25 protein-coding genes are annotated in these 23099 nt (G+C 66.2%); 9 read left to right on the top strand and 16 right to left on the bottom strand.

Annotated elements, in window-relative coordinates; translation table 11 throughout:
• Positions 1-161: 161 nt before the first annotated feature.
• From WS61_RS26035 to copC, 3 genes are all read right to left on the bottom strand, one after another.
• Complete coding sequence (locus WS61_RS26035; RefSeq protein ID WP_027785181.1) at positions 162-935, bottom strand: SDR family oxidoreductase; 774 nt, start codon at positions 933-935, stop codon at positions 162-164.
• Between the two features lie 179 nt (positions 936-1114).
• Positions 1115-1615: a DinB family protein gene (locus WS61_RS26030; protein ID WP_059504754.1), complete on the bottom strand. Its 501-nt coding sequence runs from the start codon at positions 1613-1615 to the stop codon at positions 1115-1117.
• Positions 1616-1679: 64 nt separating this feature from the next.
• A complete protein-coding gene (copC, locus tag WS61_RS26025; RefSeq protein WP_059504752.1) occupies positions 1680-2054 on the bottom strand; it encodes a copper homeostasis periplasmic binding protein CopC in 375 nt (124 codons plus the stop codon).
• Positions 2055-2166: 112 nt separating this feature from the next.
• Here copC and WS61_RS26020 point away from each other — a divergent pair, with 112 nt between their 5' ends.
• Positions 2167-2883, top strand: a complete 717-nt coding sequence (locus WS61_RS26020; protein ID WP_059504751.1) for a pseudouridine synthase — start codon at positions 2167-2169, stop codon at positions 2881-2883.
• 105 nt (positions 2884-2988) lie between these two features.
• A complete protein-coding gene (locus WS61_RS26015; protein WP_059504749.1) occupies positions 2989-3177 on the top strand; it encodes a hypothetical protein in 189 nt (62 codons plus the stop codon).
• Here the strand turns inward: WS61_RS26015 and WS61_RS26010 are convergent.
• The gene (locus WS61_RS26010) at positions 3160-4197 is read right to left on the bottom strand and encodes an NAD-dependent epimerase/dehydratase family protein (protein WP_059504746.1); all 1038 of its coding nucleotides are present in this window, start codon (positions 4195-4197) and stop codon (positions 3160-3162) included. The genes WS61_RS26015 and WS61_RS26010 overlap by 18 nt on opposite strands.
• 107 nt (positions 4198-4304) lie before the next feature.
• On the opposite strand from WS61_RS26010, the gene WS61_RS26005 reads away from it, so the two are divergent.
• From WS61_RS26005 to WS61_RS25995, 3 genes are all read left to right on the top strand, one after another.
• A complete protein-coding gene (locus WS61_RS26005) occupies positions 4305-5336 on the top strand; it encodes a CDP-6-deoxy-delta-3,4-glucoseen reductase (protein WP_059504744.1) in 1032 nt (343 codons plus the stop codon).
• A 290-nt stretch (positions 5337-5626) separates the two neighbouring features.
• The gene (locus WS61_RS26000) at positions 5627-6811 is read left to right on the top strand and encodes an acetylornithine transaminase (RefSeq protein ID WP_059504742.1); all 1185 of its coding nucleotides are present in this window, start codon (positions 5627-5629) and stop codon (positions 6809-6811) included.
• A 13-nt stretch (positions 6812-6824) separates the two neighbouring features.
• A complete protein-coding gene (locus tag WS61_RS25995) occupies positions 6825-7280 on the top strand; it encodes a GNAT family acetyltransferase (RefSeq protein ID WP_034208170.1) in 456 nt (151 codons plus the stop codon).
• Positions 7281-7304: 24 nt separating this feature from the next.
• Here the strand turns inward: WS61_RS25995 and WS61_RS25990 are convergent, their stop codons facing one another.
• The 8 genes from WS61_RS25990 to WS61_RS25955 all read right to left on the bottom strand — a co-directional run bounded on the left by WS61_RS25990 (position 7305) and on the right by WS61_RS25955 (position 14486).
• Positions 7305-7976, bottom strand: coding sequence for a DUF2278 family protein (locus tag WS61_RS25990; RefSeq protein WP_059504740.1), 672 nt, complete (start codon positions 7974-7976; stop codon positions 7305-7307).
• A 290-nt stretch (positions 7977-8266) separates the two neighbouring features.
• On the bottom strand, positions 8267-8983 hold the full coding sequence (locus WS61_RS25985; protein ID WP_006750046.1) for an ABC transporter ATP-binding protein: 717 nt from the start codon (positions 8981-8983) through the stop codon (positions 8267-8269).
• Complete coding sequence (locus WS61_RS25980; protein ID WP_034178806.1) at positions 8983-9759, bottom strand: ABC transporter ATP-binding protein; 777 nt, start codon at positions 9757-9759, stop codon at positions 8983-8985. Before WS61_RS25980 ends, WS61_RS25985 begins: the two co-directional genes overlap by 1 nt.
• Before the next feature lie 23 nt (positions 9760-9782).
• On the bottom strand, positions 9783-10952 hold the full coding sequence (locus WS61_RS25975) for an ABC transporter ATP-binding protein (protein ID WP_059504738.1): 1170 nt from the start codon (positions 10950-10952) through the stop codon (positions 9783-9785).
• Positions 10953-10971: 19 nt separating this feature from the next.
• A complete protein-coding gene (locus WS61_RS25970; RefSeq protein ID WP_034208173.1) occupies positions 10972-11922 on the bottom strand; it encodes a branched-chain amino acid ABC transporter permease in 951 nt (316 codons plus the stop codon).
• A 212-nt stretch (positions 11923-12134) separates the two neighbouring features.
• Positions 12135-12779, bottom strand: coding sequence for a hypothetical protein (locus tag WS61_RS25965; protein WP_059504736.1), 645 nt, complete (start codon positions 12777-12779; stop codon positions 12135-12137).
• A gap of 268 nt (positions 12780-13047) precedes the next feature.
• On the bottom strand, positions 13048-14028 hold the full coding sequence (gene ispH / locus WS61_RS25960; protein WP_059504734.1) for a 4-hydroxy-3-methylbut-2-enyl diphosphate reductase: 981 nt from the start codon (positions 14026-14028) through the stop codon (positions 13048-13050).
• Between the two features lie 2 nt (positions 14029-14030).
• On the bottom strand, positions 14031-14486 hold the full coding sequence (locus WS61_RS25955) for a peptidylprolyl isomerase (protein WP_034208176.1): 456 nt from the start codon (positions 14484-14486) through the stop codon (positions 14031-14033).
• A 135-nt stretch (positions 14487-14621) separates the two neighbouring features.
• Here WS61_RS25955 and radC point away from each other — a divergent pair, with 135 nt between their 5' ends.
• From radC to nadB, 4 genes are all read left to right on the top strand, one after another.
• Positions 14622-15395: a DNA repair protein RadC gene (gene radC / locus WS61_RS25950; RefSeq protein WP_059504732.1), complete on the top strand. Its 774-nt coding sequence runs from the start codon at positions 14622-14624 to the stop codon at positions 15393-15395.
• A 237-nt stretch (positions 15396-15632) separates the two neighbouring features.
• The gene (gene rpmB, locus WS61_RS25945) at positions 15633-15866 is read left to right on the top strand and encodes a 50S ribosomal protein L28 (protein ID WP_004186391.1); all 234 of its coding nucleotides are present in this window, start codon (positions 15633-15635) and stop codon (positions 15864-15866) included.
• A gap of 17 nt (positions 15867-15883) precedes the next feature.
• Complete coding sequence (rpmG, locus tag WS61_RS25940) at positions 15884-16051, top strand: 50S ribosomal protein L33 (protein WP_006478046.1); 168 nt, start codon at positions 15884-15886, stop codon at positions 16049-16051.
• A 161-nt stretch (positions 16052-16212) separates the two neighbouring features.
• A complete protein-coding gene (gene nadB / locus WS61_RS25935; RefSeq protein ID WP_059504730.1) occupies positions 16213-17799 on the top strand; it encodes an L-aspartate oxidase in 1587 nt (528 codons plus the stop codon).
• A gap of 97 nt (positions 17800-17896) precedes the next feature.
• Here nadB and nadC read toward each other — a convergent pair whose 3' ends face one another.
• The 4 genes from nadC to WS61_RS25915 all read right to left on the bottom strand — a co-directional run bounded on the left by nadC (position 17897) and on the right by WS61_RS25915 (position 23098).
• Positions 17897-18859: a carboxylating nicotinate-nucleotide diphosphorylase gene (gene nadC / locus WS61_RS25930; RefSeq protein WP_082742015.1), complete on the bottom strand. Its 963-nt coding sequence runs from the start codon at positions 18857-18859 to the stop codon at positions 17897-17899.
• On the bottom strand, positions 18859-19995 hold the full coding sequence (gene nadA, locus WS61_RS25925; RefSeq protein ID WP_059504880.1) for a quinolinate synthase NadA: 1137 nt from the start codon (positions 19993-19995) through the stop codon (positions 18859-18861). Before nadA ends, nadC begins: the two co-directional genes overlap by 1 nt.
• 303 nt (positions 19996-20298) lie before the next feature.
• Positions 20299-21495, bottom strand: a complete 1197-nt coding sequence (locus tag WS61_RS25920; protein ID WP_059504729.1) for an acyl-CoA desaturase — start codon at positions 21493-21495, stop codon at positions 20299-20301.
• A gap of 220 nt (positions 21496-21715) precedes the next feature.
• Complete coding sequence (locus WS61_RS25915) at positions 21716-23098, bottom strand: mechanosensitive ion channel family protein (RefSeq protein ID WP_059504727.1); 1383 nt, start codon at positions 23096-23098, stop codon at positions 21716-21718.
• Position 23099: the final 1 nt, after the last annotated feature.

Below are 23099 nucleotides of genomic sequence, written 5' to 3'. Positions count from 1 at the left end.
GCCGCCGCCGCCGGCTGCCGCGCATCGCGGCCGGCTTCGGCGACACAGGGAAAACGGGCGCGCGGCCTCGTGCCGCGCGCCCGTCCATTGTCCATGCAAACGCGCCATTGCGGGGCGCCGGTGCCGCTACGGCCGCCGGCACGGCCCGTGAGCGGCCCCGGTTACTTGGTCGTATAGCCGCCGTTGATCAGGATCGTCTGGCCCGTGATCCACCAGCCATCGGTCACGAGATGGCGGATGAACGGCACGACGTCCTCGATGTCGGTCAGCCCCGTCTTGCTGAACGGCGACAGCGCGGCGGCCGTCTTGTGGTACGCGACCGCATCGGCGCCTTCGGCCGGATAGAAGAACGGCGTGTCCATCGGGCCCGGCCCGACGGCCGTCACCGAGATGCCGCGCGCGCCGTATTCCTTCGACGCCGCGCGCGTGAAGTGCTCGACCGGCGCCTTCGACCCTTCGTACGCCGCGTAGAACGGCGTGAACGCGCCGAGCAGCGACGTCACGAGCGTGACGAGCTTGCCGTGATCCTCGAGGTGCCGCCCGGCTTCCTTGATGAAGAAGAACGCCGACTTGCTGTTGACCGCGAACATCTCGTCGTACTCGGCCTCGCTGATCTCGGTGAACGGCTTCTTCAACACCTTGCCGACCGTGTTGATCGCGATGTCGATCTTGCCGAAGCGCTGCTTTGCGTCGTCGAACAGCTTCTCGACCGCGGCAGCCGTCGTCAGGTCCGCCTGGAACGTCGCGGCTTGCGCGCCGGCCGCGCGCACCGCGGCGGCCGTCTCCTCGGCCTGCGCCTGCGATGCCGCGCTGTTGTAGTGAATCGCCACCGCCTTCGCGCCGTGGCCTGCCAGATCCCGGGCGATCAGGCCGCCGAGATTCTTTGCGCCGCCTGCGATCAGGACGACCTTGTCTGCGAGCGTATGAGTTGCCACGGTTGACTCCTTTTTTCATTGGACGAAGCTAGGAGTGTAGGCATGCACGAGCCGCCGGTCAGCCGGCCGCGGCTGGATGGATTATCCAGAAATACTATCCAATCGAAGCCATGCAAGGTGGCCGGCCGCACCGACGGCGGCACCGGACTCTGCGATCGACTGCGCGGCCGCCGGCCGGCTCAGCGCGCGTGCAGCGCTGCGTCGATCTTGCCGAGCAGCCACTGCATGCCGGCCAGATGCTGCTGATCGTGGCTGCACAGGTAGTGGACGAGCCCGCGCACGGTCAGCGCACCGTAGCCCTCGAACTCGCCGGTACGCTCGAACTGTTCGGGCGTGAGGCGCGACAGCAGCTCCAGCGTCTCGCGCCGCGCGTCGCGAATCGCCGCGAGCACGTCGGACGCATACGCGTCGTTGTAGCGCCGCTCGATCGCGAGCGCGTCGCCGTCGATCGAGACGAGCCGCGGCCGGTCTTCGTCGAGCATGCGGCGCAGCCGCACGTGATAGCCGTCGATCTCGATGTCGCGCACATGGCAGAGCTGCCCGAGCGGCGAGAAATGCTCGCTCGGCATGCCGGCCCAGTCGTCCGGGGTCCAGCGCGCATAGCCGTCGGGGACGGCCGCGAAATGCGCTTCGAGCTGGCGGGGGAAATCGGCGAGTGCGTCGAGCGTCGTCGGATTCATGCCGGAGACTCCTGTCGGATAAAGGCGGCGGCAATCCTGGCACGGGCTTGCCGCCGCCGTTGCGTCACTTCACGCCGAAGCCGTACGCGCCCTGCGTGCGATGCCCGTCGGTCGCGACGGCCGCCCACTTCACCGTATACGCGCCCGGGCCGAGCGCCGCGAGCGGCACCGTCATCCGCTTGCGGTTCGACGCGTCGATACGCGCGCGGCCGCTCGACACCGTCTTGCCGTCGCCGTCGACGACGACGATCGAGCTGAATGCCGGCTCCAGCGGCTCGGTGAAGTCGATCGTGACGGCCGCCGGTGCGGCTGCCAGCGCGGCGCCCGCCGGCGGGTCGCTTTTCGCGAGATGCGCGTGCGCGAACGCGGTCGACGAAACGGTCGCGGCGACGATGACGGCGGCAGCACGGCGGCCGAACGGGAATGAATCGAAAGGCATGAGCGTTCCGTGAAGAATGAACGGGCGCCGCGCGCCGCGCAGCGTTCCGGCAGCTTACCAGCATGCGCGTCCATGCCGGCCCTGCGCCGGTGCTTGATAGAATGCGCGCGCTATGGATCTCGAAAGCATTCTCTACACCCAGGGCTTCGGCTCGCGCCGCCAGTGCCGCGGCCTGATCGAAGCAGGCCGCGTCGCCGTCGCGGGCGCGACCTCGACCGACCCGGACGCCATCTTCGATACCGACGGCCTCGTGTTCTCGGTCGACGATACGGCATGGCCGTTCCATGCGCGCGCATATCTCGCGCTCAACAAGCCGGCCGGCTACGAGTGTTCGCGCGATCCGCAGCACCATGCGAGCGTGTTCAGCCTGTTGCCCGCGCCGCTCGTCGCACGCGGCGTGCAGTGCGTCGGCCGGCTCGACCAGGACACGACCGGCCTGCTGCTGCTGTCCGACGACGGCCAGTTCGTGCACGCGTACACGTCGCCGAAGCGCAAGGTGCCGAAGACCTACGTCGCGACCGTACGCCACCCGCTCGACGACACGCAACTGCGGGCGCTGCGCACCGGCGTGCAATTGCATGGCGAGCCGAAGCCGATCGCGGCCGTCGCCGCCGCCGCCCGCGACACGCACGCACTCGCGCTGACCGTGCTCGAAGGCAAGTACCACCAGGTCAAGCGGATGGTCGCGGCGGCGAGCAACCGCGTCGAGTCGCTGCATCGCGAAAGCATCGGCGGCTTCGCGCTGCCGGGCGATCTCGCACCCGGCGCATGGCGGTGGCTCGACGAAGCCGACCTTGCCGCGCTGCGCAATCCCGTCCAAACCCTGTAAGGGAAAATCCGCACGACCGTTCGGCATTCGGCCGCCCCTGCACCGCAGGTTCCCCCGCTATACTGAAATCACAAGCTGCAAGAGCAGCGATGCAGGGGGGACGTCATGAACATCAACCATTCTTTCGAACTGTCGTCGGTGATGATCGCGTTCGCGGTCATCGGCGTCATCGCGATCGGCGGCCTGCTGGTCACGATGCATCTGAGGCACAAATATCATCCGAACCTGATCGGCGCGCTGATCGGTGCGCTGCTGTGCTTCCTGCTGATCGAGGCGTTACCGGCGCTCACCTGACGCGCTGCCCGGCGCGAGCGTTTGAAGGAAATCGTCTACGGTCGGATAGCGCAACGTCACGCACAATTCGGCTTTGAGCCGTGCGTTGGACAGGCGCCGCGACTCGCGCATGAACGACAGCAGCGTCGGCTCGAGCAGGCGCTCCGCGTCCGCGCGGCTGACGCGCGGCGGCCTCGGCAGGCCGAGTGCCTGCGCGACCCGGTCGAAATACTCCCCCATCCGCAGTTCGGTGTCGTCCGACGCGTGCACGACGCGCGCCGGCTTGCCGCGCTCGGCCGCCCGGCGCAGGATCGCCGCGAGATCGTCCGCGTGGATGTGGTTCGTGTACACGTCGTCGGCCGGCTCGAGCGCCGGCGTGCCGCGCTCGAGCCGCGCGAGCGGCAAGCGGTTCGCCGCATAGATGCCGGGAATGCGCACGATGCGCGCGGACAACGCGCCGCGCACCGTCGCCGCGCGCAGTTGCCGCTCGGCCGACACGCGCCGGAACGCGCGCGGGTTCGCAGGGCGCAGCGGGTGCGTTTCGTCGATACGCGCGCCGCCGCAATCGCCGTAGACGCCCGTCGTACTGGCGTAGACGAGCCTCGGCGCGCGAAGACCGTCGGGTACAATACGCGCTGCCCGAACGGGCGCGCCGGCCTGTCGCGCCGCGCTGCGCAGCGTTCGGAGCCGGCCAGCCGCCGGTGCCGGCGGCGCCGCCGGCCGACGCGCGGGCATGGACGTTGCGGCGATCAGCGCACGCGTGCGCCGGTCGTCGCGGCCGTCGGATTGCGGCGGCGCGAGATGCAGGATCGTGCGGGCGAGGCCCGCGAGGCGGCCGAGCGTCGCCGGGCGATCGAGATCGCCGACGATCGGCGTCGCGCCCACGGCGCGCAGTTCGTCGCGGCGGGCCGGGTGGCTCGTCAGCGCGAAGATGCGCAGATTGCGGCGCGCGTCACGCCATTGCGCGACGCAGCGCATGCCGACGTCGCCGCAGCCGACGATCAGTACGCGCGGCCGGCGCAGGATTCGTGTCGCGATCATGTTGGTTGCGAAATCAGTAGCCGCCGTTGCGCGACGCGCAACGGTTTTGCATTGTAGCTGCCGTGCGCGACACGCACGGTCCTCCCATTTTGTTCTAGTTTGGTTCTATGGCATTCAACGTCACTCTCAAGCAAAGCGGCCGGCAATTCCAGGTCGAGTCGGACGAAACCGTGCTGGCGGCCGCGCTGCGCCAGAACGTCCATCTGCCGTACGGCTGCAAGAACGGCGCGTGCGGCTCCTGCAAGGGCCAGATAGTGTCGGGCCAGATCGAACAGGGTCCGCACGCCGCGTCGGCGCTGTCCAACGACGAACGCACGCGCGGCCTCGCGCTGCTGTGCTGCTCGAAGGCGCAATGCGATCTCGAGATCGACGTGCGCGAGATCGCCGGCGTCGACGGCGTGCAGGTCAAGAAGCTGCCGTGCCGGATCGCCGCGCTCGAACGCAAGGCGGACGACGTGATGGTCGTGAAGCTGCAGTTGCCTGCCAACGAACGCCTGCAGTACCTCGCGGGCCAGTACGTCGAATTCATCCTGAAGGACGGCTCGCGCCGCAGCTACTCGATGGCGAACGCGCCGCACGAGGAAGGCCCGATCGAGCTGCACATCCGCCACATGCCGGGCGGCAAGTTCACCGACCACGTGTTCGGCGCGATGAAGGAGCGCGACATCCTGCGCTTCGAAGGCCCGCTCGGCACGTTCTTCCTGCGCGAGGACTCCGACAAGCCGATCGTGCTGCTCGCGTCGGGCACCGGCTTCGCGCCGATCAAGGCGATCATCGAGCACGTGAAGCACTCGGGCATCACGCGCCCGATGACGCTCTACTGGGGCGCGCGCCGCAAGAAGGACATCTACCTCGCCGAACTCGCCGAGCAGTGGGCGCGCGACATCCCGAACTTCAAGTACGTGCCGGTGCTCTCCGAGCCGGACGACGCCGACCAGTGGACGGGCCGCACGGGCTTCGTCCATCGCGCGGTGATCGAGGACCTGCCCGATCTGTCGGGCCATCAGGTGTACGCGTGCGGCGCGCCGGTGATGGTCGAATCCGCGCAGCGCGACTTCACGCAGCACCACGCGCTGCCGGCCGACGAGTTCTACGCGGACTCGTTTACGAGCGCCGCCGATCTCGCGCATCCGGTCTGAGCGCCGGGCGCCCGCGCCCTGCTGCGCGCCGCCCGTGTCACATTCGTGGCATCGCGGCGGTTTACAGTGGGGCGCGGGATGCCTTATGCTTGCGCACATGAACCGCTTCCTGTCCGCTCTCCGACGTCGCCGCTCGCCGCTCCGCCCGGATGCCGCCGGCTCGTCACGGACTCGCGCGTAACCCTCCTCCGCTTCACCGGTTACGCACAAGCTGTTCGACCCACCAGCCACGGCCTTCCGTGGCTTTTTTATTGCCCGTTTCCTTTCAACGCCCGCTGGAGTCTGCCGCCATGCCCCTGAACGATTATCCGATCGACTCGCTGATGTACATCACGAACCGCCCCGACATCGTGTTTACGCACGGCAAGGGTTCGTGGCTCTACGATCACACGGGCAAGCGCTATCTGGACTTCATCCAGGGCTGGGCCGTCAACAGCCTCGGTCACTGCAACGACGGTGTCGTCGAAGCACTGAAAACGCAGGCCGACAAGCTGCTGAACCCGTCGCCGGCGTTCTACAACGAGCCGATGGCGAAGCTCGCAGCGCTGCTCACGCAGCACAGCGTGTTCGACAAGGTGTTCTTCACGAACAGCGGCGCCGAGGCGAACGAAGGCGCGATCAAGCTCGCGCGCAAGTGGGGCCGCAAGTTCAGGAACGGCGCGTACGAGATCATCACGTTCGATCACAGCTTCCACGGCCGCACGCTCGCGACGATGTCGGCCAGCGGCAAGCCGGGCTGGGACACGATCTACGCGCCGCAGGTGCCGGGCTTCCCGAAGGCCGAACTGAACAACATCAACTCGGTCGAGAAGCTGATCACCGACAAGACCGTCGCGGTGATGCTCGAACCGATCCAGGGCGAAGGCGGCGTGATTCCGGCCACGCGCGAATTCATGCGCGAGTTGCGCGCACTGACGAAACAGCACAACCTGCTGCTGATCGTCGACGAAGTGCAGAGCGGCTGCGGTCGCGCGGGCACGCTGTTCGCGTACGAACTCGCCGATATCGAGCCGGACGTCATGACGCTCGGCAAGGGCATCGGCAGCGGCGTGCCGCTCGCGGCGCTGCTGTCGAAGGCCGATGTCGCGGTGTTCGAGGCCGGCGACCAGGGCGGCACGTACAACGGCAACCCGCTGATGACGGCGGTCGGTTATTCGGTCATCTCGCAGCTCGTCGCGCCCGGCTTCCTCGAAGGCGTGCGCGAGCGCGGCGAATACCTGAAGCGCAAGCTGCTCGAGCTGTCGGAGGAGCGCGGCTTCGAGGGCGAACGCGGCGAAGGCCTGCTGCGCGCGCTGCTGCTCGGCAAGGACATCGGCCCGCAGATCGTCGAGAAGGCGCGCGACATGCAGCCCGACGGCCTGCTGCTGAATGCCGCGCGGCCGAACCTGCTGCGCTTCATGCCCGCGCTGAACGTGACGACCGAAGAAATCGACCGGATGATGGCGATGCTGCGGTCGATCCTCGACACGCTGTAAGGGAGCCGCCGCGATGGATGCCGCCGCCGATGCTGTCGTGATCCGCCCGTTCGAACGCGCCGACACCGATGCCGTCCTCGCGGTATGGCGGGACGCGTTCCCGCAGTACGACGAAGCCGGTGCGCCGCCGCACCGCGATCCGCTACGATCGATCGAGCTGAAGCTCGCGACGCAGCCGGAGCTGTTCTTCGTCGCGACCAGCGGGGCGCGCGTCGTCGGCACGCTGATGGCCGGTTTCGACGGACATCGCGGCTGGCTCTATTCGTTCGGCGTCGCGAACGACGTACGCCGGCTCGGCGTCGGCCGCGCGCTGATCGCACATGCGGAGCGCGCGCTCGCCGCGCGCGGCTGCCTGAAGATCAACCTGCAGGTGCTGCCCGGCAACGACGATGCATGCCGCTTCTACGCGGCGCTCGGCTATCGCGTCGAGGAACGCATCTCGTTCGGCAAGACGCTGCCCGCCGCGTAACGCGGCCGCCGGCTGCTACACGGTTCAGCGCGTGATCGGCCCCGCGCCCGGCAGCGGATTGCCGAGCGCGTCGGTCGGCACGGCCTGCTGCTCGAACGCCGCGAAATACGCGGCCCACTGCGTGTCGCTCACGCGCACGATCAGCGCGCCGTCCTGCCACACGTCGTTGTGGTCGTTGCGGTCGTTGCCCGCGCGGTGCAGGTAGTTCGAGCCTGTCGAGCCCTGGTTCATGTGCGTGTCGTGGATGCCGTTGCCTTGCGCATACGTGCGGCCGAAAACGACCACATCGAGCCCTTGCGACTGGGCAGCATTGACGAGCCGCAGCAGCGACGGAATCGGCTCCGCGTGCTCGGTGCCGTCCATCACGGCGCTCGCGCGCCACGCCCCCGTCTCGTTCAGGATATCGCTGCGCAGATAGTCGAGCGCAGGTAGCGCGGCGTGCCCGGTGAGGTCCGTATAGCCTTCGGCTGCGGCCGCCAGCGTCGCCGTGATCGGATGATGGAAATCGTAGACGAGCTTGTAGTTCAGCAGGTCATCCGCATCGTTGGTGCCGACATTGACCGCGACATCCCAGTCGCCGCTCGGCAACGCGAGCGTCAGATGGATGTGATACTGGATCTCGCTGCCGTGCGGTGAGCCCTTCAGCTGCGCCACCGACGTCACCTTCGCCTTCACGAAACCGTAGTCCAGACTCATGCGTGCTCTCCGTATCGCGATGGATCGGCCATGCTACGCCTCCCGCGTGTCGGTTTGCGGAGGGCCGGTGGCGGAGGGCCGGTGGCGGACGGCTGCCGGCAAACCGACACGCCGCCGTGTCCCGCACCGCGTGGCCGGCCTCGCTACCCGATGAATGGCGTCGCACCCGCGAGCACAGTTCGCCGCCGGACACGCCGGACGAAAAAAAAGCTGTCACGGCATCCCGCGACAGCTTTTCGAAAGCCCTTGCGCGACGCGCCGGCAACCGCCGCCGCGCCGGGCCCGCTCATTCATTCACCGAGATACGCAGCCCGCACCTTCGGATCGTCGAGCATCTGCTTCGCATCGCCTTCCATCGTGACCGTGCCCGAATCCATCACGTAGCCGCGGTCGGCCGCCTGCAGCGCGAGGCGTGCGTTCTGCTCGACCAGCAGCACCGTGATGCCTTCCTTCGAAATCTCGCGCACCACTTCGAAGATCTTCTCGACCATGATCGGCGACAGACCCATCGACGGCTCGTCGAGCAGCAGCAACTTCGGCTTGCTCAGAATCGCGCGCGACATCGCCAGCATCTGCTGCTCGCCGCCCGACAGCGTGCCCGCGAGCTGCGTCGCCCGTTCCTTCAGGCGCGGGAAAAAGCCGAACATCCGGTCGACGTCCTTCTTGATCTGCTCGTTGTCGTTGCGCAGGTACGCGCCCATCTGCATGTTCTCGATGATCGACATCCGCGCGAAGATCCCGCGGCCTTCCGGCACCATCGCGAGCCCGCGCTTGAGCAGTTCGTGCGACGGCACGCCCTTGATCGACTTGCCGTCGTACTCGATGTCGCCTGCCGAGTACGGCTTCAGGCCGGTGATCGCCTTCATCGTCGTGGTCTTGCCGGCGCCGTTCGCGCCGATCAGCGTCACGAGCTCGCCCTGACGGACTTCCATGTCAACGCCCTTGACGGCCTGGATGCCGCCGTAGTTGACCTGCAAGCCCTTGATTTTCAACATTGCCGCTGCCATCAGTGCACCCCTGCGCCGAGATATGCCTCAATCACCTTCGGATTCTTCTGCACGTCCTGCGGCAGACCCTCGGCGATCACCTTGCCGTAATCGAGCACCGTCATCCGGTTGCACAGCCCCATCACGAGCTTCACGTCGTGCTCGATCAGCAGGATCGTGCGGCCGTCCGAGCGGATCTTGTCGAGCAGGCGCGTGAGTTCGACCTTCTCGGTCGCGTTCATCCCGGCGGCCGGCTCGTCGAGTGCGAGCAGCTTCGGATCGGTCGCAAGGGCCCGTGCGATTTCCAGACGACGCTGGTGACCGTACGACAGGTTGCGCGACGTGTAGTCGGCATACTGCAGCACGCCGACGTATTCGAGCAGCTCGATCGCGCGTTCCTTGATCTCGCGCTCTTCCTGGCGTTCGGCCGGCGTCTGGAACACCGCGCCGAGCAGCCCGTGCTTGGTGCGCACGTGGCGGCCCACCATCACGTTCTCGAGCGCCGTCATCCCCCCGAACAGGCGGATGTTCTGGAACGTGCGCGCGATGCCGGCCTTGGCCACCTGGTGCACGGCCGTCGGCGTGTAGTTCTGGCCGTCCAGCTTGAAGTCGCCGGAGTCCGGCGTGTAGAGGCCCGTGATCACGTTGAAGAACGTCGTCTTGCCGGCGCCGTTCGGGCCGATCAGGCCGTAGATCTCGCCTTCCTTGATCTGGAGGCCGACGTCGGACAGCGCCTGCAGGCCGCCGAAACGCTTGTTCACGCCCTGCACGGACAGTCGGATTTGCTTGTCGCTCATGTGTGTATCCCCTTGTCCGTTGGTTAAGCGCGCACCGGCTTCTTGCTGTTGCGCTTCGCCAGTTTCGCGATCTTGTCCTCATGCTTCGGCGCGGGCCACAGGCCTTCCGAGCGGTACAGCATGATGATCACCATCGCGAGGCCGTACAGCGCCTGACGGATCACTTCGGTATCGACGACGTCATGACCGAACAGTGCATGCTGCAGCGGGCTCATCGTCGAGCGCAGGAATTCCGGGAAGATCGCGAGCAGCACCGCGCCCAGGATCACGCCCGGGATGTGGCCCATGCCGCCGAGCACCACGCAGGCGAGCACGACGATCGATTCCCAGAACGTGAACGACTCCGGCGACACGAAGCCCTGGAACGCGCCGAACATCGAGCCCGACAGGCCGCCGAACGATGCGCCCATCGCGAACGCCAGCAGCTTCACGTTACGGGTGTTGATGCCCATCGCCTTCGCCGCGATCTCGTCTTCGCGGATCGCTGCCCATGCACGGCCGATACGCGAGTGCTGCAGACGCGTACACACCCAGATCACCAGCAGCGAGCAGAGCACGAACAGGTAGTAGTACATGTAGACCGACGGCAGCTGGAAGCCGAACAGCGTGTGCGTCTGCGACAGGTTGAAGCCGCCGACGTGCACCGGATCGATGCCCGTGATCCCCTTCGGGCCGTTGGTGATGTTCACCGGACGGTCGAGGTTGTTCATGAAGATCCGGACGATTTCACCGAAGCCGAGCGTCACGATCGCCAGATAGTCGCCGCGCAGGCGCAGCGTCGGTGCCCCGAGCAGGATCCCGAAAGTCGCCGCCAGCGCCATCGCGATCGGCACGATGATCAGGAACGGCACGTGCAGGCCGTTCGGCGCGAGCGCCGCGATCCACTCGAATTGCGAGGTCAGGTGCGGCGAGCTCAGCAGTGCCGCCGTGTACGCGCCCACCGCGTAGAACGCGATGTAGCCGAGGTCGAGCAGGCCGGCGAAGCCGACCACCACGTTCAGGCCCAGCGCGAGCATCACGTACAGCATCGCGAAGTCGAGCACGCGCACCCAGTAGTTGCCGCCGGCCGAGCCGATCACGATCGGCGCGGCGATCACGAGGACCGCGGTGAGGAGGCCGATGACGACGGTCTTGGCGGTGTTGCGCTCTTCGACGAGCGACGTCGACGATTCGATCGGTTGAATGGATGTCATGTTGTTTGCTCCCCTTCCGTTACGCGCGATCCGCGACCCGTTCGCCCAGCAGGCCCGACGGACGGAACACCAGCACGACGATCAGCACGATGAAGGCGAACACGTCCTGGTAGTTGCTGCCGAATACGCCGCCCGTGAGGTTGCCGATGTAGCCGGCCCCGAGCTGCTCGATCAGGCCGAGCAGCACGCCGCCGACCATCGCGCCGCCGAGGTTGCCGATCCCGCCGAGCACCGCCGCGGTGAACGCCTTCATGCCGGGGATGAAGCCCATGTAGAAGTGCACGTTGCCGTATTCGGACGCGATCATCACGCCGGCCAACGCGGCGAGCGCGGAGCCGATCATGAACGTCGCGGAGATCACGAAGTTCGGGTTCACGCCCATCAGGCTTGCCGTATTCGGGCTTTCGGCGATCGCGCGCATCGCGCGGCCGAGCTTGGTCTTGTGCACGAGCAGCAGCAGGCCGCCCATCACGATGAACGCGACGGCGATGATCACGATTTCAGTGACCGAGATCACGGCGCCGGGCGTCGTGTCGGTCGCCTTGATCACGTTGATCGGGTCGGTCGGCAGCAATTGCGGGAACGGCAGCGGATTGCGCGACCAGATGATCATCGCGGCCGTCTGCAGCAGGATCGACACGCCGATCGCGGTGATCAGCGGCGCGAGGCGCGGCGCGCGGCGCAGCGGCCGGTACGCGACGCGCTCGATCGTGAAGCCGACGAACGCACAAACGACCGCGGCGATGCCCAGGCCGATCGTCAGCGTCGCGACGTTGCCGAGTCCGGGAAAGTGGTTCTGCAGCACGGTGATGGCCGACAGCGCGACCATCGCGCCGATCATCAGCACGTCGCCGTGCGCGAAGTTGATGATGCCGAGAATGCCGTACACCATCGTGTAACCCAACGCGATGATGGCGTACACACTGCCGAGCACCAGCCCGTTGAGAACCTGCTGGACGAAAATATCCATTTAAAGCTCCTTGGCCCATGCTGCCGGAGGACGTTGCGCCCCGCCGGTAAGCGAGGAATCGCGCCTTCTCGGCGACACTGCGGGTACTAGTTCGATACCGGTAAGGGTGGATCGTCCCGGCGCGCGCCGCCCGGCCTGTACGGCCGGGCCTGCCGCCGGAGCGGATACGAAAACGGCACCGCACTGTTTCGGTGCCGTCATGAGTCCCGTCGCTAAATCGTCACGACATCGAGGACGGTGTTCGTGGCCTCCTTGAAGTCGTGGGGCAGCATGCCGAGACGGCCGTCGTCCGGTTGCCCGGCATCCGTGCCTTGGCCCGTCCGGTGCCACGCAAACATCGCGCCCGGACGGAGCGGATTCCGCGCCGCGTCGCCCGGCAAGGCGTTGCGGCAATCGCGCCCGACTTCCGTCAGGACTGCATCGGAATCCATCGTACGAACCAGGCTGCGCGCCCCGACACGGGCGGTCGCGGCGGCATGCCGTTTCGTCGAATCGAATCGAAGGGGGGACAGTGGCCTCGGCACGCTGCGGGCAACGCCGCGATCGTCCGGCATCCGTCGACCGGCCGCTTGCCGCGACGCAGCCTGCATGCCCGCTGCCGGCCCGCTCGTCGGGCCAAGCGCGTTGATTTCCTCGATCGTCAAACGTGCCCCGTATTCCTTGTCCCTGCCCAGTTGCGCGAGACGGCGCGCCGATGGCGCCGCACGTCCGCTTCCGGCGACGCGCCCGCCGCTGGCCGATGGCGCCGCGAACCCCGCAGCTTCCCTGCCCGCCCCGTCGTCGCTCTTTTTGCTGCAGCCGGCAAGGATTGCAACCGGTGCGGCGACGGACACGGCGTAAGCCAACTTCACATGCATTGAATGGTCTCCCGCGCCTTGCCAAAACCCGATTTCAAAGCCATTCCGGCTTGAAAACGGGCGCATTGTAACTCCATTTACAGGACGCCAATATTCCTGATTCGATGGGGTTTTCCTGCATTGCAACCAATTTTGAGACACGATTGAGCACGCCGGGAGCAACCGGGTTGCACCACGATTGGCAATCATGGTTGCGATCGCAATTTCGACACACAAAAAAAGCGCGCCGGGAGGCGCGCTTCGGTATTCCGCGGGTGCGATGCGGCAATCAAGTGGCGGGCGGCAGGTTCAACCCGCGCGGCAGCGGAAACGACACGTTTTCCTCGATGCCGTCGAGTGCGCGGACGTTGCGCACGCCGAGTTCGCGCAGCCGTGCGATCACGGCCTGGGCGAGCACCTCGGGCGCCGACGCGCCGGCCGTCACGCCGATGCGGCGCTTGCCGGCGACCCATGCCGGATCGATCTGGTCGGGCGCGTCGACCATGTACGCGGCCACGCCGCGCTTTTCCGCCACTTCGCGCAGCCGGCTCGAGTTCGAACTGTTCGGGCTCCCGACCACGATCACGACATCGCATTGCGGTGCCATGAACTTCACCGCGTCCTGGCGGTTCTGCGTCGCATAGCAGATGTCCTGCTTCTTCGGTTCGCGGATCTTCGGATACTTCGCCTTCAGCGCGCCGATGATTTCGGCCGCGTCGTCGACGGACAGCGTCGTCTGCGTGACGAGCGCGATGCGCTCGGGATCGGCGAGCTCGAGCTTCTGCACGTCCTCGACGCTTTCGACGAGGTGCATGCCGCGCTCGACCTGGCCCATCGTGCCTTCGACTTCGGGATGGCCCTTGTGCCCGATCATGACGATGTCGACGCCGTCCTGGCGCATCTTCGCGACCTCGACGTGCACCTTCGTGACGAGCGGGCAGGTTGCGTCGTAAATGCGCAGCCCGCGTACGTCGGCCTCGTCGCGCACGGCTTTCGACACGCCGTGCGCACTGAAGATCACGGTATTGCCGGCCGGCACTTCCTCGAGCTCTTCGACGAAGATCGCGCCCTTCTTCTTCAGATCCTCGACCACGTACTTGTTGTGGACGATTTCGTGACGAACGTAGATCGGCGCACCGTGCATCGCGATGGCGCGCTCGACGATCTCGATCGCGCGGTCGACGCCCGCACAGAAGCCGCGCGGCTGGGCCAGCAGGATTTCGGCGTCGGCGGCGACGGTCTGCCCGGACAGCATATCGGTGGTACTCATGGTTACAGGATTCCGATGATTTTCACTTCGAACGTGAGCGCCTGGCCCGCGAGCGGATGATTGAAGTCGAACAGTGCCGAGGTCTCGCCGACTTCCTTCAGCACCCCCGCGTAGCGCCCGCCATCCGGCGCATTGAACTCGATGAGTTCGCCCGGCGTGAAATCGTCGCCGACCATTCCGTTCTCGCGCAGCGTCGACAGCGTCACGCGCTGGAGCATGTCGGGATTCCGGGGGCCGAACCCCTGATCGGGGGCTAGCTGAAAAGTCGAGTGGTCGCCGACCCTGAGCCCGAGCAGAATCTGTTCCAGCGACGGCGCCAGTTGCCCCGCGCCCAGCAACAGCGTGGCCGGCTTGTCCGAGAAGGTGTTGACGATGTCGGCGCCGTCGGCCAGTGCCAGCCGGTAATGCAACGTGACGTGGGAACCGGGCTTCACTTCGGATAGATCGATGAGGCTCATGAATTACTCGTTCAGTCGGCGCCCGATACGGCCGAATGGCCCGGCGCAAAGCCAATATTGTAAGTCACCTGAGCGTGCAAGGCGGAAAGTGCGACGACGTTGCGCACGCCGCCTGCCGCCAATGGAGTTCCGATCATGCCGTCACCCCGCCCCATCCTGCCGTCGGCCGAATGCCGCGACACCGCCGACGCGCCGGCCGATCCGCCCGGCCGCGTCATCCCGATCAACCGGCGCAGGCGCCGCACGGGCGACTGGCGGCCCGAGCGGCCGCGCGAACGGCTGGTGGAACGCGGGCCGGCCGCGCTGACCGACGACGAGCTGATCGCGCTGCTGCTCGGCACCGGCAAGCCCGGGCACGACGTATTCGTCACCGCCCGCGGACTGGTCGAGCAGTTCGGCACGTTGCACGGGCTGCTCGAAGCGACCACCGACGATTTCGAGGCGCATCCCGGCATCGGCCCCGCGCGCTCCGCGCGCCTCGTCGCGGTCACCGAGATCGCGCGGCGCATGCTGGTGGAGAAAGCGGAAGAACGGATGCAGATCGACTCGCCCAGTGCCGTCGAGGATTGTTTGCGACTGAAGATCGGCACGCGCCAGTACGAAGTATTCATCGCGGTCTACCTGGACGCGCGCAACTGCCTGATCGACATGGAGGAAATCGCGCGCGGCTCGCTCACGCGCATGGCCGTCTATCCGCGCGAAATCGTGCGCCGCGCGATGAAACACAACGCCGCGGCGCTGATCGTCGCGCACAACCATCCGTCGGGCGCGGTGCAGCCGAGCGCGGAAGACCGCCGCCTGACCCGCGTGCTGAAAGACGCGCTCGAGCTCGTCGACGTGCGGCTGCTCGATCACATCGTCGTCGGCGTCAGCGATACTTTTTCGTTCGCGCGGGCCGGTTGGCTGTAGACTGTGGCGCGGCGGCCCATCCCAAGGCGCCGCAACGGCGAAGCGAAATTAGGTTTGATTTTTCTGAACTTTTTCTGCTAGAATCGCCGTCTGTCTTTTTTCCAACCAGTTCTAGCCATCGAAGGGCCTTGTCTGTAAGGGCTACGGCGTTCTGAGTGCAGCCATGGATCACGTGGCGGTGCGATGGAACCTTCACCGGCGATCGAACCCCGAATTTAGCGTATTAGGAGTGCTCTCATGGCACGCGTATGCCAAGTAACTGGGAAAGCGCCGATGAGCGGCAACAACGTTTCCCACGCCAACAACAAGACGAAGCGTCGCTTCCTGCCGAACCTGCAAAACCGCCGGTTCTGGGTAGAGAGCGAAAACCGCTGGGTGCGCCTGCGCGTCTCGAACGCCGGCCTGCGCCTGATCGACAAGAACGGCATCGATTCCGTGCTCGCTGACCTGCGCGCACGCGGCGAAGCCTAAGCCCAAGGAGCACAATCATGGCAAAAGGCGCCCGCGACAAGATCAAGCTCGAGTCGACCGCTGGTACGGGTCACTTCTACACGACCACGAAGAACAAGCGCAACATGCCGGAAAAGATGGCGATCAAGAAGTTCGATCCCGTCGTCCGCAAGCATGTGGAATACAAAGAAACCAAGATCAAGTAATCTTCCGGTTTCTGCCAGCCTGACGGCGACCGAAAAGCCCCGCATCTGCGGGGCTTTTTGTTTTGGCGCGCGCGCTCGCGCCCGACGCGGTATGCTCTCCCCTTTCCGCGGCGACAGCCGACGGAACGCAAGATCAAAAAGCGTAACGATGGAGATGCAGCATGAAATTCGACGTGGCGATCGTCGGCAGCGGCCTGGCAGGGCTGTCGGTCGCACTCAACCTGGCCAGCACGCGACGTGTCGCGTTGATCGCGAAACGTTCGATGATGGAGGGGGCGAGCGATAACGCGCAGGGCGGCATCGCGGCGGTCCTCGACTCGGCGGACAGCATCGAGAACCACGTCGACGACACGCTGGTCGCCGGTGGCGGCTTGTGCGACGAAGGCGCGACGCGCTACATCGTCGAGCACGGCCGCGAAGCGATCGAATGGCTGATCTCGCAAGGCGTGCCGTTCACGAAGGACGACGCGGCCGAACTCGGCTTTCACCTGACGCGCGAAGGTGGCCACAGTCACCGCCGGATCATCCATGCGGCCGATGCGACCGGCCATGCGGTGCTGGCGACGCTGTCGGCGCGCGCGCGCCAGCATCCGAACATCACGTTCTTCGAAAACCACCATGCGATCGACCTGATCACGTCGGACCGGCTCGGCCTGCCCGGCCGCCGCTGTCACGGCCTGTATGCGCTCGACGTCGACAACGACCGGACGATCACGATCGAGGCACCGCATACGGTGCTCGCCACCGGCGGCGCCGGCAAGGTCTATCTGTATACGACGAATCCCGACACCGCGACCGGCGACGGCATCGCGATGGCGTGGCGTGCCGGCTGTCGCGTGTCGAACATGGAATTCATCCAGTTCCACCCGACCTGCCTGTTTCATCCGTACGCGAAGTCGTTCCTGATTTCGGAAGCCGTGCGCGGCGAAGGCGGCCTCCTGAAGCTGCCCGACGGCACACGCTTCATGCCCGCGCACGATCCGCGCGCCGAACTCGCGCCGCGCGACATCGTCGCACGCGCGATCGACTTCGAGATCAAGAAGCGCGGGATCGACTGCGTGTATCTCGACATCAGCCACCAGCCGGAAGCGTTCCTCCGCGAACATTTCCCGACGATCCATGCGCGCTGCCTCGAATTCGGCATCGACATCGCGAAACAGCCGATCCCCGTCGTGCCGGCCGCGCACTATACGTGCGGCGGCGTCGTCACCGATCTCGCCGGTCGCACCGATCTCGCCGGCCTGTATGCGGTCGGCGAAACGTCGTACACGGGGTTGCACGGCGCGAACCGGCTCGCGAGCAACTCGCTGCTCGAATGCCTCGTGATCGGCCGCGCGGCGGCCGGGGCGATCGAGGCGGCCGGCTTCGACGCCGACGCACCCGCCGCGCTGCCCGCTTGGGACGAAAGCCGCGTGTCGGATGCGGACGAGGAAGTCGTCGTTGCACACAACTGGGACGAACTGCGCCGCCTGATGTGGAACTACGTCGGCATCGTGCGCACCGACAAGCGCCTCGAGCGGGCGAAGCACCGGCTGTCGCTGCTGCGCGACGAGATCCACGAGTACTACGCGAATTTCCGCGTGACGCGCGATCTGCTCGAACTGCGCAACCTCGTCGACGTGGCGACGCTGATCGTGAAGAGCGCGCACTCGCGCCGCGAAAGCCGCGGGCTGCACTACAGCCGCGACTGGCCGCATACGCTGCCGAAGGCATTGCCGAGCGTGCTCACGCCGCGCGTACGCCGCTGAGCGGCGCGCCGCCCTTCCCCGTCGCGTCCGCAGCAGAAGAAAAAAAGCCGCTGGCGTTTGCGCGCCAACGGCTTTTGTCTGATCGAACGACGTTCGATCAGTCGACAATCCGCATCGAATAGTCCGTCGCCCGCACGTCCTTCGTCAGCGCACCGATCGAGATGCGATCGACGCCCGTCTCCGCGAACGTGCGCACCGTATCGAAATTGACGCCGCCCGATACTTCGAGCACGGCCTTGCCATTCGCCACACGCACCGCTTCGCGCATCATGTCGAGCGTGAAGTTGTCGAGCAGCACCGACTGCGCGCCATGCGCGAGCGCCGTGTCGAGCTGCGCGAGCGTCTCGACCTCGACCTGCACGGGCACGCCCGACTCCAGCGCGAACGCCGCATCGAGCGCCTCGCCGACACCGCCAGCCGCCGCGATGTGGTTCTCCTTGATCAGGATGCCGTCGTACAGCGCGAGACGCTGGTTCTCGCCGCCGCCCACGCGCACGGCGTACTTCTGCGCGAGCCGTAGCCCCGGCAGCGTCTTGCGCGTATCGAGGATCTTCGCGCGCGTGCCTTCGACGCGATCGACGTAACGTCGCGTCGCGGTCGCGACGCCCGACAGCAGTTGCAGGAAGTTCAGCCCGTTGCGCTCGGCGGTCAGCAGCGCGCGCGCCGGCCCTTCGAGTTCGCACACGGTCGAATCCGCCGTCATCCGGTCGCCTTCGCGATAGCGCCATTGCACGACGATCGACGGATCGATCCGGGCGATCACGGCGTCGAACCACGGTACGCCGCACAGCACGGCTTCCTCGCGCACGATGATCCGTGCACGGCGGCGCTCGCCGGCCGGCACGAGCCGCCCGGTCTGGTCGCCGGTGCCGACATCTTCGGCGATCGCATCGGCCACGTTGCGTGCGATCGCTGCGTCGAATGCCGCGCCGTATTGCGCGCGGACGGCTTCGAACAGCGGGGAGACTGCAGTCGCGGCGCCTTCCGCCGGGCCGCCCCCAGGGAAGGCGGCCGCCCCCTCGGGGGGAGCCGAACGAATGTGAGCGTGGGGGCCGTTCATTACGCCGCCCCCACGTTCGCAAACAGTTGCTGGTCGCGCTGCAAGTCGCCGCTCGCCTGCACGCGCTTCTTGTGCGCGGCCGCGAATTCGAGCATCCGGTCGATCGGCAAACGCGCGCGCTCCCCGATCGCGGGATCGACGAAAATCTCGTTGTGGCCGCGTTCGAGCACGTCGGCCAGGTTCGTGAGGCCGTTCATCGCCATCCACGGGCAGTGCGCGCAGCTCTTGCAGGTCGCGCTGTTGCCGGCCGTCGGCGCCGCAATGAAGGTCTTGCCGGGCGCCGCAAGCTGCATCTTGTGCAGGATGCCGAGATCGGTGGCGACGATGAAGCGCTTCGCGTCGAACTTGACGGCCGCGTCGATCAGTTGCGTGGTCGAACCGACGACATCGGCCTGCGCCACGACGTTTTCCGGCGACTCGGGATGGACGAGCACCTTCGCGTCCGGATATTCGGCGCGCAGCAGGTCGAGCTCGATGCCCTTGAACTCGTCGTGGACGAGGCACGAGCCCTGCCACAGCAGCATGTCCGCGCCGGTCTTCTTCTGGATATAGCTGCCCAGATGGCGGTCGGGCGCCCAGATGATCTTTTCGCCGCGCGCGTGCAGGTCGGCCACGATCTCGAGACCGATCGACGACGTGACCATCCAGTCCGCGCGCGCCTTCACGGCCGCACTGGTGTTCGCGTAGACGACGACGGTACGGTCCGGATGCGCATCGCAGAAGGCCGAGAATTCGTCGACCGGGCAGCCGAGGTCGAGCGAACAGGTCGCGTCGAGATCGGGCATCAGGATCCGTTTGTTCGGGCTCAGGATCTTCGCGGTTTCGCCCATGAAGCGCACGCCGGCGACGACCAGCGTCTGCGCGTCGTGATCGCGGCCGAAGCGAGCCATTTCGAGCGAATCGGCCACGCAGCCGCCGGTTTCGTCGGCCAGTTCCTGCAGTTCGGCATCCACGTAGTAGTGGGCGACCAGCACGGCCTTTTCACGGGCGAGCAACGCCTTGATGCGCGCCTTCAGCGCAACGCGCTCCTCGGCGGACGGCGCCTCGGGCACCTTGGCCCATGCCTGTCCCACGCCGCATACGGTCCCTGCGGCGACGGGCCGGTCGTACTCGACGGGTTTGATCGTCGATTGCATCTCCATATCTCCTGTCGATCAGAGTTAGCGCTTCAGCGCTTACTCTGATCCCATGCTTCGCGGTCGATCAGCGTTAGCGCTTCAGCACTTACTCCGATCCCATGCTTCGCGGTCGATCAGCGTGGGCGCTTCGGCGCCCTGCCCCGATCCCATCCCTTGCACTCGCCCGGGGCGCCCACTCGCCATCTCCCCAAGCCTCATACCCATTCAGGCGCTGCCGATCCGTCAAAAACCGGTGGCCCAAATGAAAAAACCCCGCCAACGCGGGGTTTGTGACGTCCTGAGATTCTAATCGATTTCGAATCAGGCGTAGCGACGCAGGCGCATCGCGAATTCCTGCAGCGCCTTGATGCCGCTTTGTTCTGCACGATGGCACCAATCCTGCAATTGCGCGAGAAGTTGTTCGCGCGACGCGGTCGAACGATCCCAGATCGCGGCGAGATCCTGGCGCAGCTGGAAGTACGTATGCAGCTTCTGGCTGTTCGCGAAGATTTCCGGCAGCAGCTTTTTCTGCGGCTCGTCGAGGCCGTCGGCATCCTTGTGGAACCACTTGCGCGCGCTGCGCATCAACTGGTACTTCTCGCTCGAACCGAGCTCCTTCAGGTGCGCGAGCTCCTGGCGGTACGCACGCTTCACGGCCTTGCCGTAGCGCGCCATCACTTCGTAGCGGTTCGACAGCACGGCCTGCAGCGTTTCCTGGTCGAGCACCGTCTTCGGCTTGTTCAGGCGCGGCGTGGGCGCAACCTTCTTGACCTTGGCGAGACCGAATGCCGACATGATCCGGATGTACATCCAGCCGATGTCGAACTCGTACCACTTGTTCGACAGCTTCGCCGACGTCGCGAACGTGTGGTGGTTGTTGTGCAGCTCTTCGCCGCCGATCACGATGCCCCACGGGAACAGGTTCGTGCTCGCGTCGGCCGAGTTGAAGTTGCGATAGCCCCAGAAGTGACCGAAGCCGTTGACGACGCCCGCCGCCCAGAACGGGATCCACACCATCTGCACGGCCCACACGGTCAGGCCGAGCACGCCGAACAGCGCGACGTCGATCACCATCATCATGCTGATGCCGAGGATCGGGTACTTCGAGTAGAGATTGCGCTCGAGCCAGTCGTTCGGCGTGCCGTGGCTGAACTTGCGCATCGTCTCCTCGTTCTTCGCTTCCGCGCGATACAGCTCGGCGCCCTCGAGGAACACCTTCCAGATGCCGCGCGTCTGCGGGCTGTGCGGATCTTCCTCGGTTTCGCACTTCGCGTGGTGCTTGCGATGGATCGCGGCCCACTGGCCGGTCAGCATCCCGGTCGTCATCCACAGCCAGAAACGGAAGAAATGGCTCGCGATCGGATGCAGCTCCAGCGCGCGGTGCGCCTGGCAGCGGTGCAGGTAGACCGTTACGCCGATGATCGTGACGTGCGTGACGGCGAGCGCGAACAGCGCGACCTGCCACCACGAAAAATGCAGAAGCCCGTGGGAAAGAAAATCGAGCAGGGAATTCAACAAGGCAGTTACCTGTGATGAGAGCGACGCCGGCTCACGCCAGCGTCAGAAAAATGAAAGCATACCGCGTGTAGACCAGAATTTTACTTCAACCGTTCCAAGTCTTTGTAAAAAATGAATATTTTCTTGCCTTGACGCAATCCGCGCGGTCCACGGGCGGACTGGAAAAGGCCTACGATCCGGTTTCGACCGCGGAATCGGTACGATCGACCGCACCCGCCCGCTACGCCGCCGGTGTGCGCGCGTCCAGCGCACCATTGGCAGCCGCCGGATCGACCCCGGCCGCCACGCCCGGCGCGGGAAAGCCGTCCGGCAGCCCGACCACGCGCACTTCGCGCTGGGGAAACGGAATCGAAATCCCGTGCTCGCTGAACAGCCGCCAGATGTTGCGGTTCACGCTCGAGCGCACGCCCGACGTGCCTTTCGCCGCATCCTCGATCCAGAAGCCGAGCTCCAGGTCGATCCCGTCCGCGCCGAAACTCACGAGATACGGAGTCGGCGCCGGCTCGGCCAGCACGCGCGGCACGTCCTTCGCGGCGTCGGCGAGCAACGTGAGCGCCCGCTCGACGTCGCTCGTGTACGCGACCTGCACCGCGACTTTCGCGTAGCCGCGCGTCAGGTACGACGACTGGTTCTGCACGACGTCGGTGATCAGCTTCTCGTTCGGGATCAGCGTCTCGTTGCCGTCGAGGCCGCGCACGACCGTGTAGCGCGTGCGGATCTGCGTGACGACGCCCTGCAGCCCGCCGACGCTGATCGCATCGCCGAGCCGCAGCGAGCGGTCGAGCAGGATGATGAAGCCCGACACGTAGTTGCTCGCGATCTTCTGCAACCCGAAACCGAGGCCGACGCCCACCGCGCCGCCGAACACGCCGAGCACCGTCACGTCGATGCCGACGAGCGACAGCCCGATCAGGATCGCCGCGAACACGAGCAGCGCGCGGCCGACCCGCGACAGCACGACCTTCAGGTTCGCGTCGAGCGTGCTCGCGCGCGACAGGCGATCCTCGAGCACCGAGCCGAGCCACATCGCGACCATCAGCGTCACGCAGACCCACAGCGCGCCGGAAATCACCGACAGCAGCGTGAGGTGCGCGGTCGCGACCCGGAACTGCACGCTGTCGAGCCAGCCGAGCACGTCGTGCTGGATGCCGAGCACGGTCATCACCATCGCGGCCCACACGACGGTCGACACGATCTTCTCGACGATCGACAGCCATGCGTGCGTGTGGCCGTCGCGCGCGAACACGCGTCGCGCGAAGAAGAACAGCACGTAGATCAGCCCGATGCCGAACAGCGGCACGAGCGCGAGCGACAGCAGCGACGTCGACATGAACGGGTCGAACGCGAGCTGCGCGCCGCCGACGAACACGCTGCCGAACAGCGGAAACAGCGCCCGCTTCAGGCTTTGCGCGCCCGCGCCCGGTGCGCGTCCAGCGGCCCGGCGCCGAGCGTCGATCCGGCCGTGCACGAAGCGCGCGGCTACCCACGCGAAACACAGCGCCCCGACGAGGATCGCCGCCTGCCAGATCATCACCGGCTGGTGGAAATCGCGAATCACCGACGCCAGCCGGTGCGACAGCAGGCGGCTCTGCAGATTCTCCATC

It is taken from the genome of Burkholderia sp. ABCPW 11, assembly GCF_001523445.1.
Taxonomy (GTDB): domain Bacteria; phylum Pseudomonadota; class Gammaproteobacteria; order Burkholderiales; family Burkholderiaceae; genus Burkholderia.
This window is presented reverse-complemented; position numbering and strand designations above follow the sequence as displayed.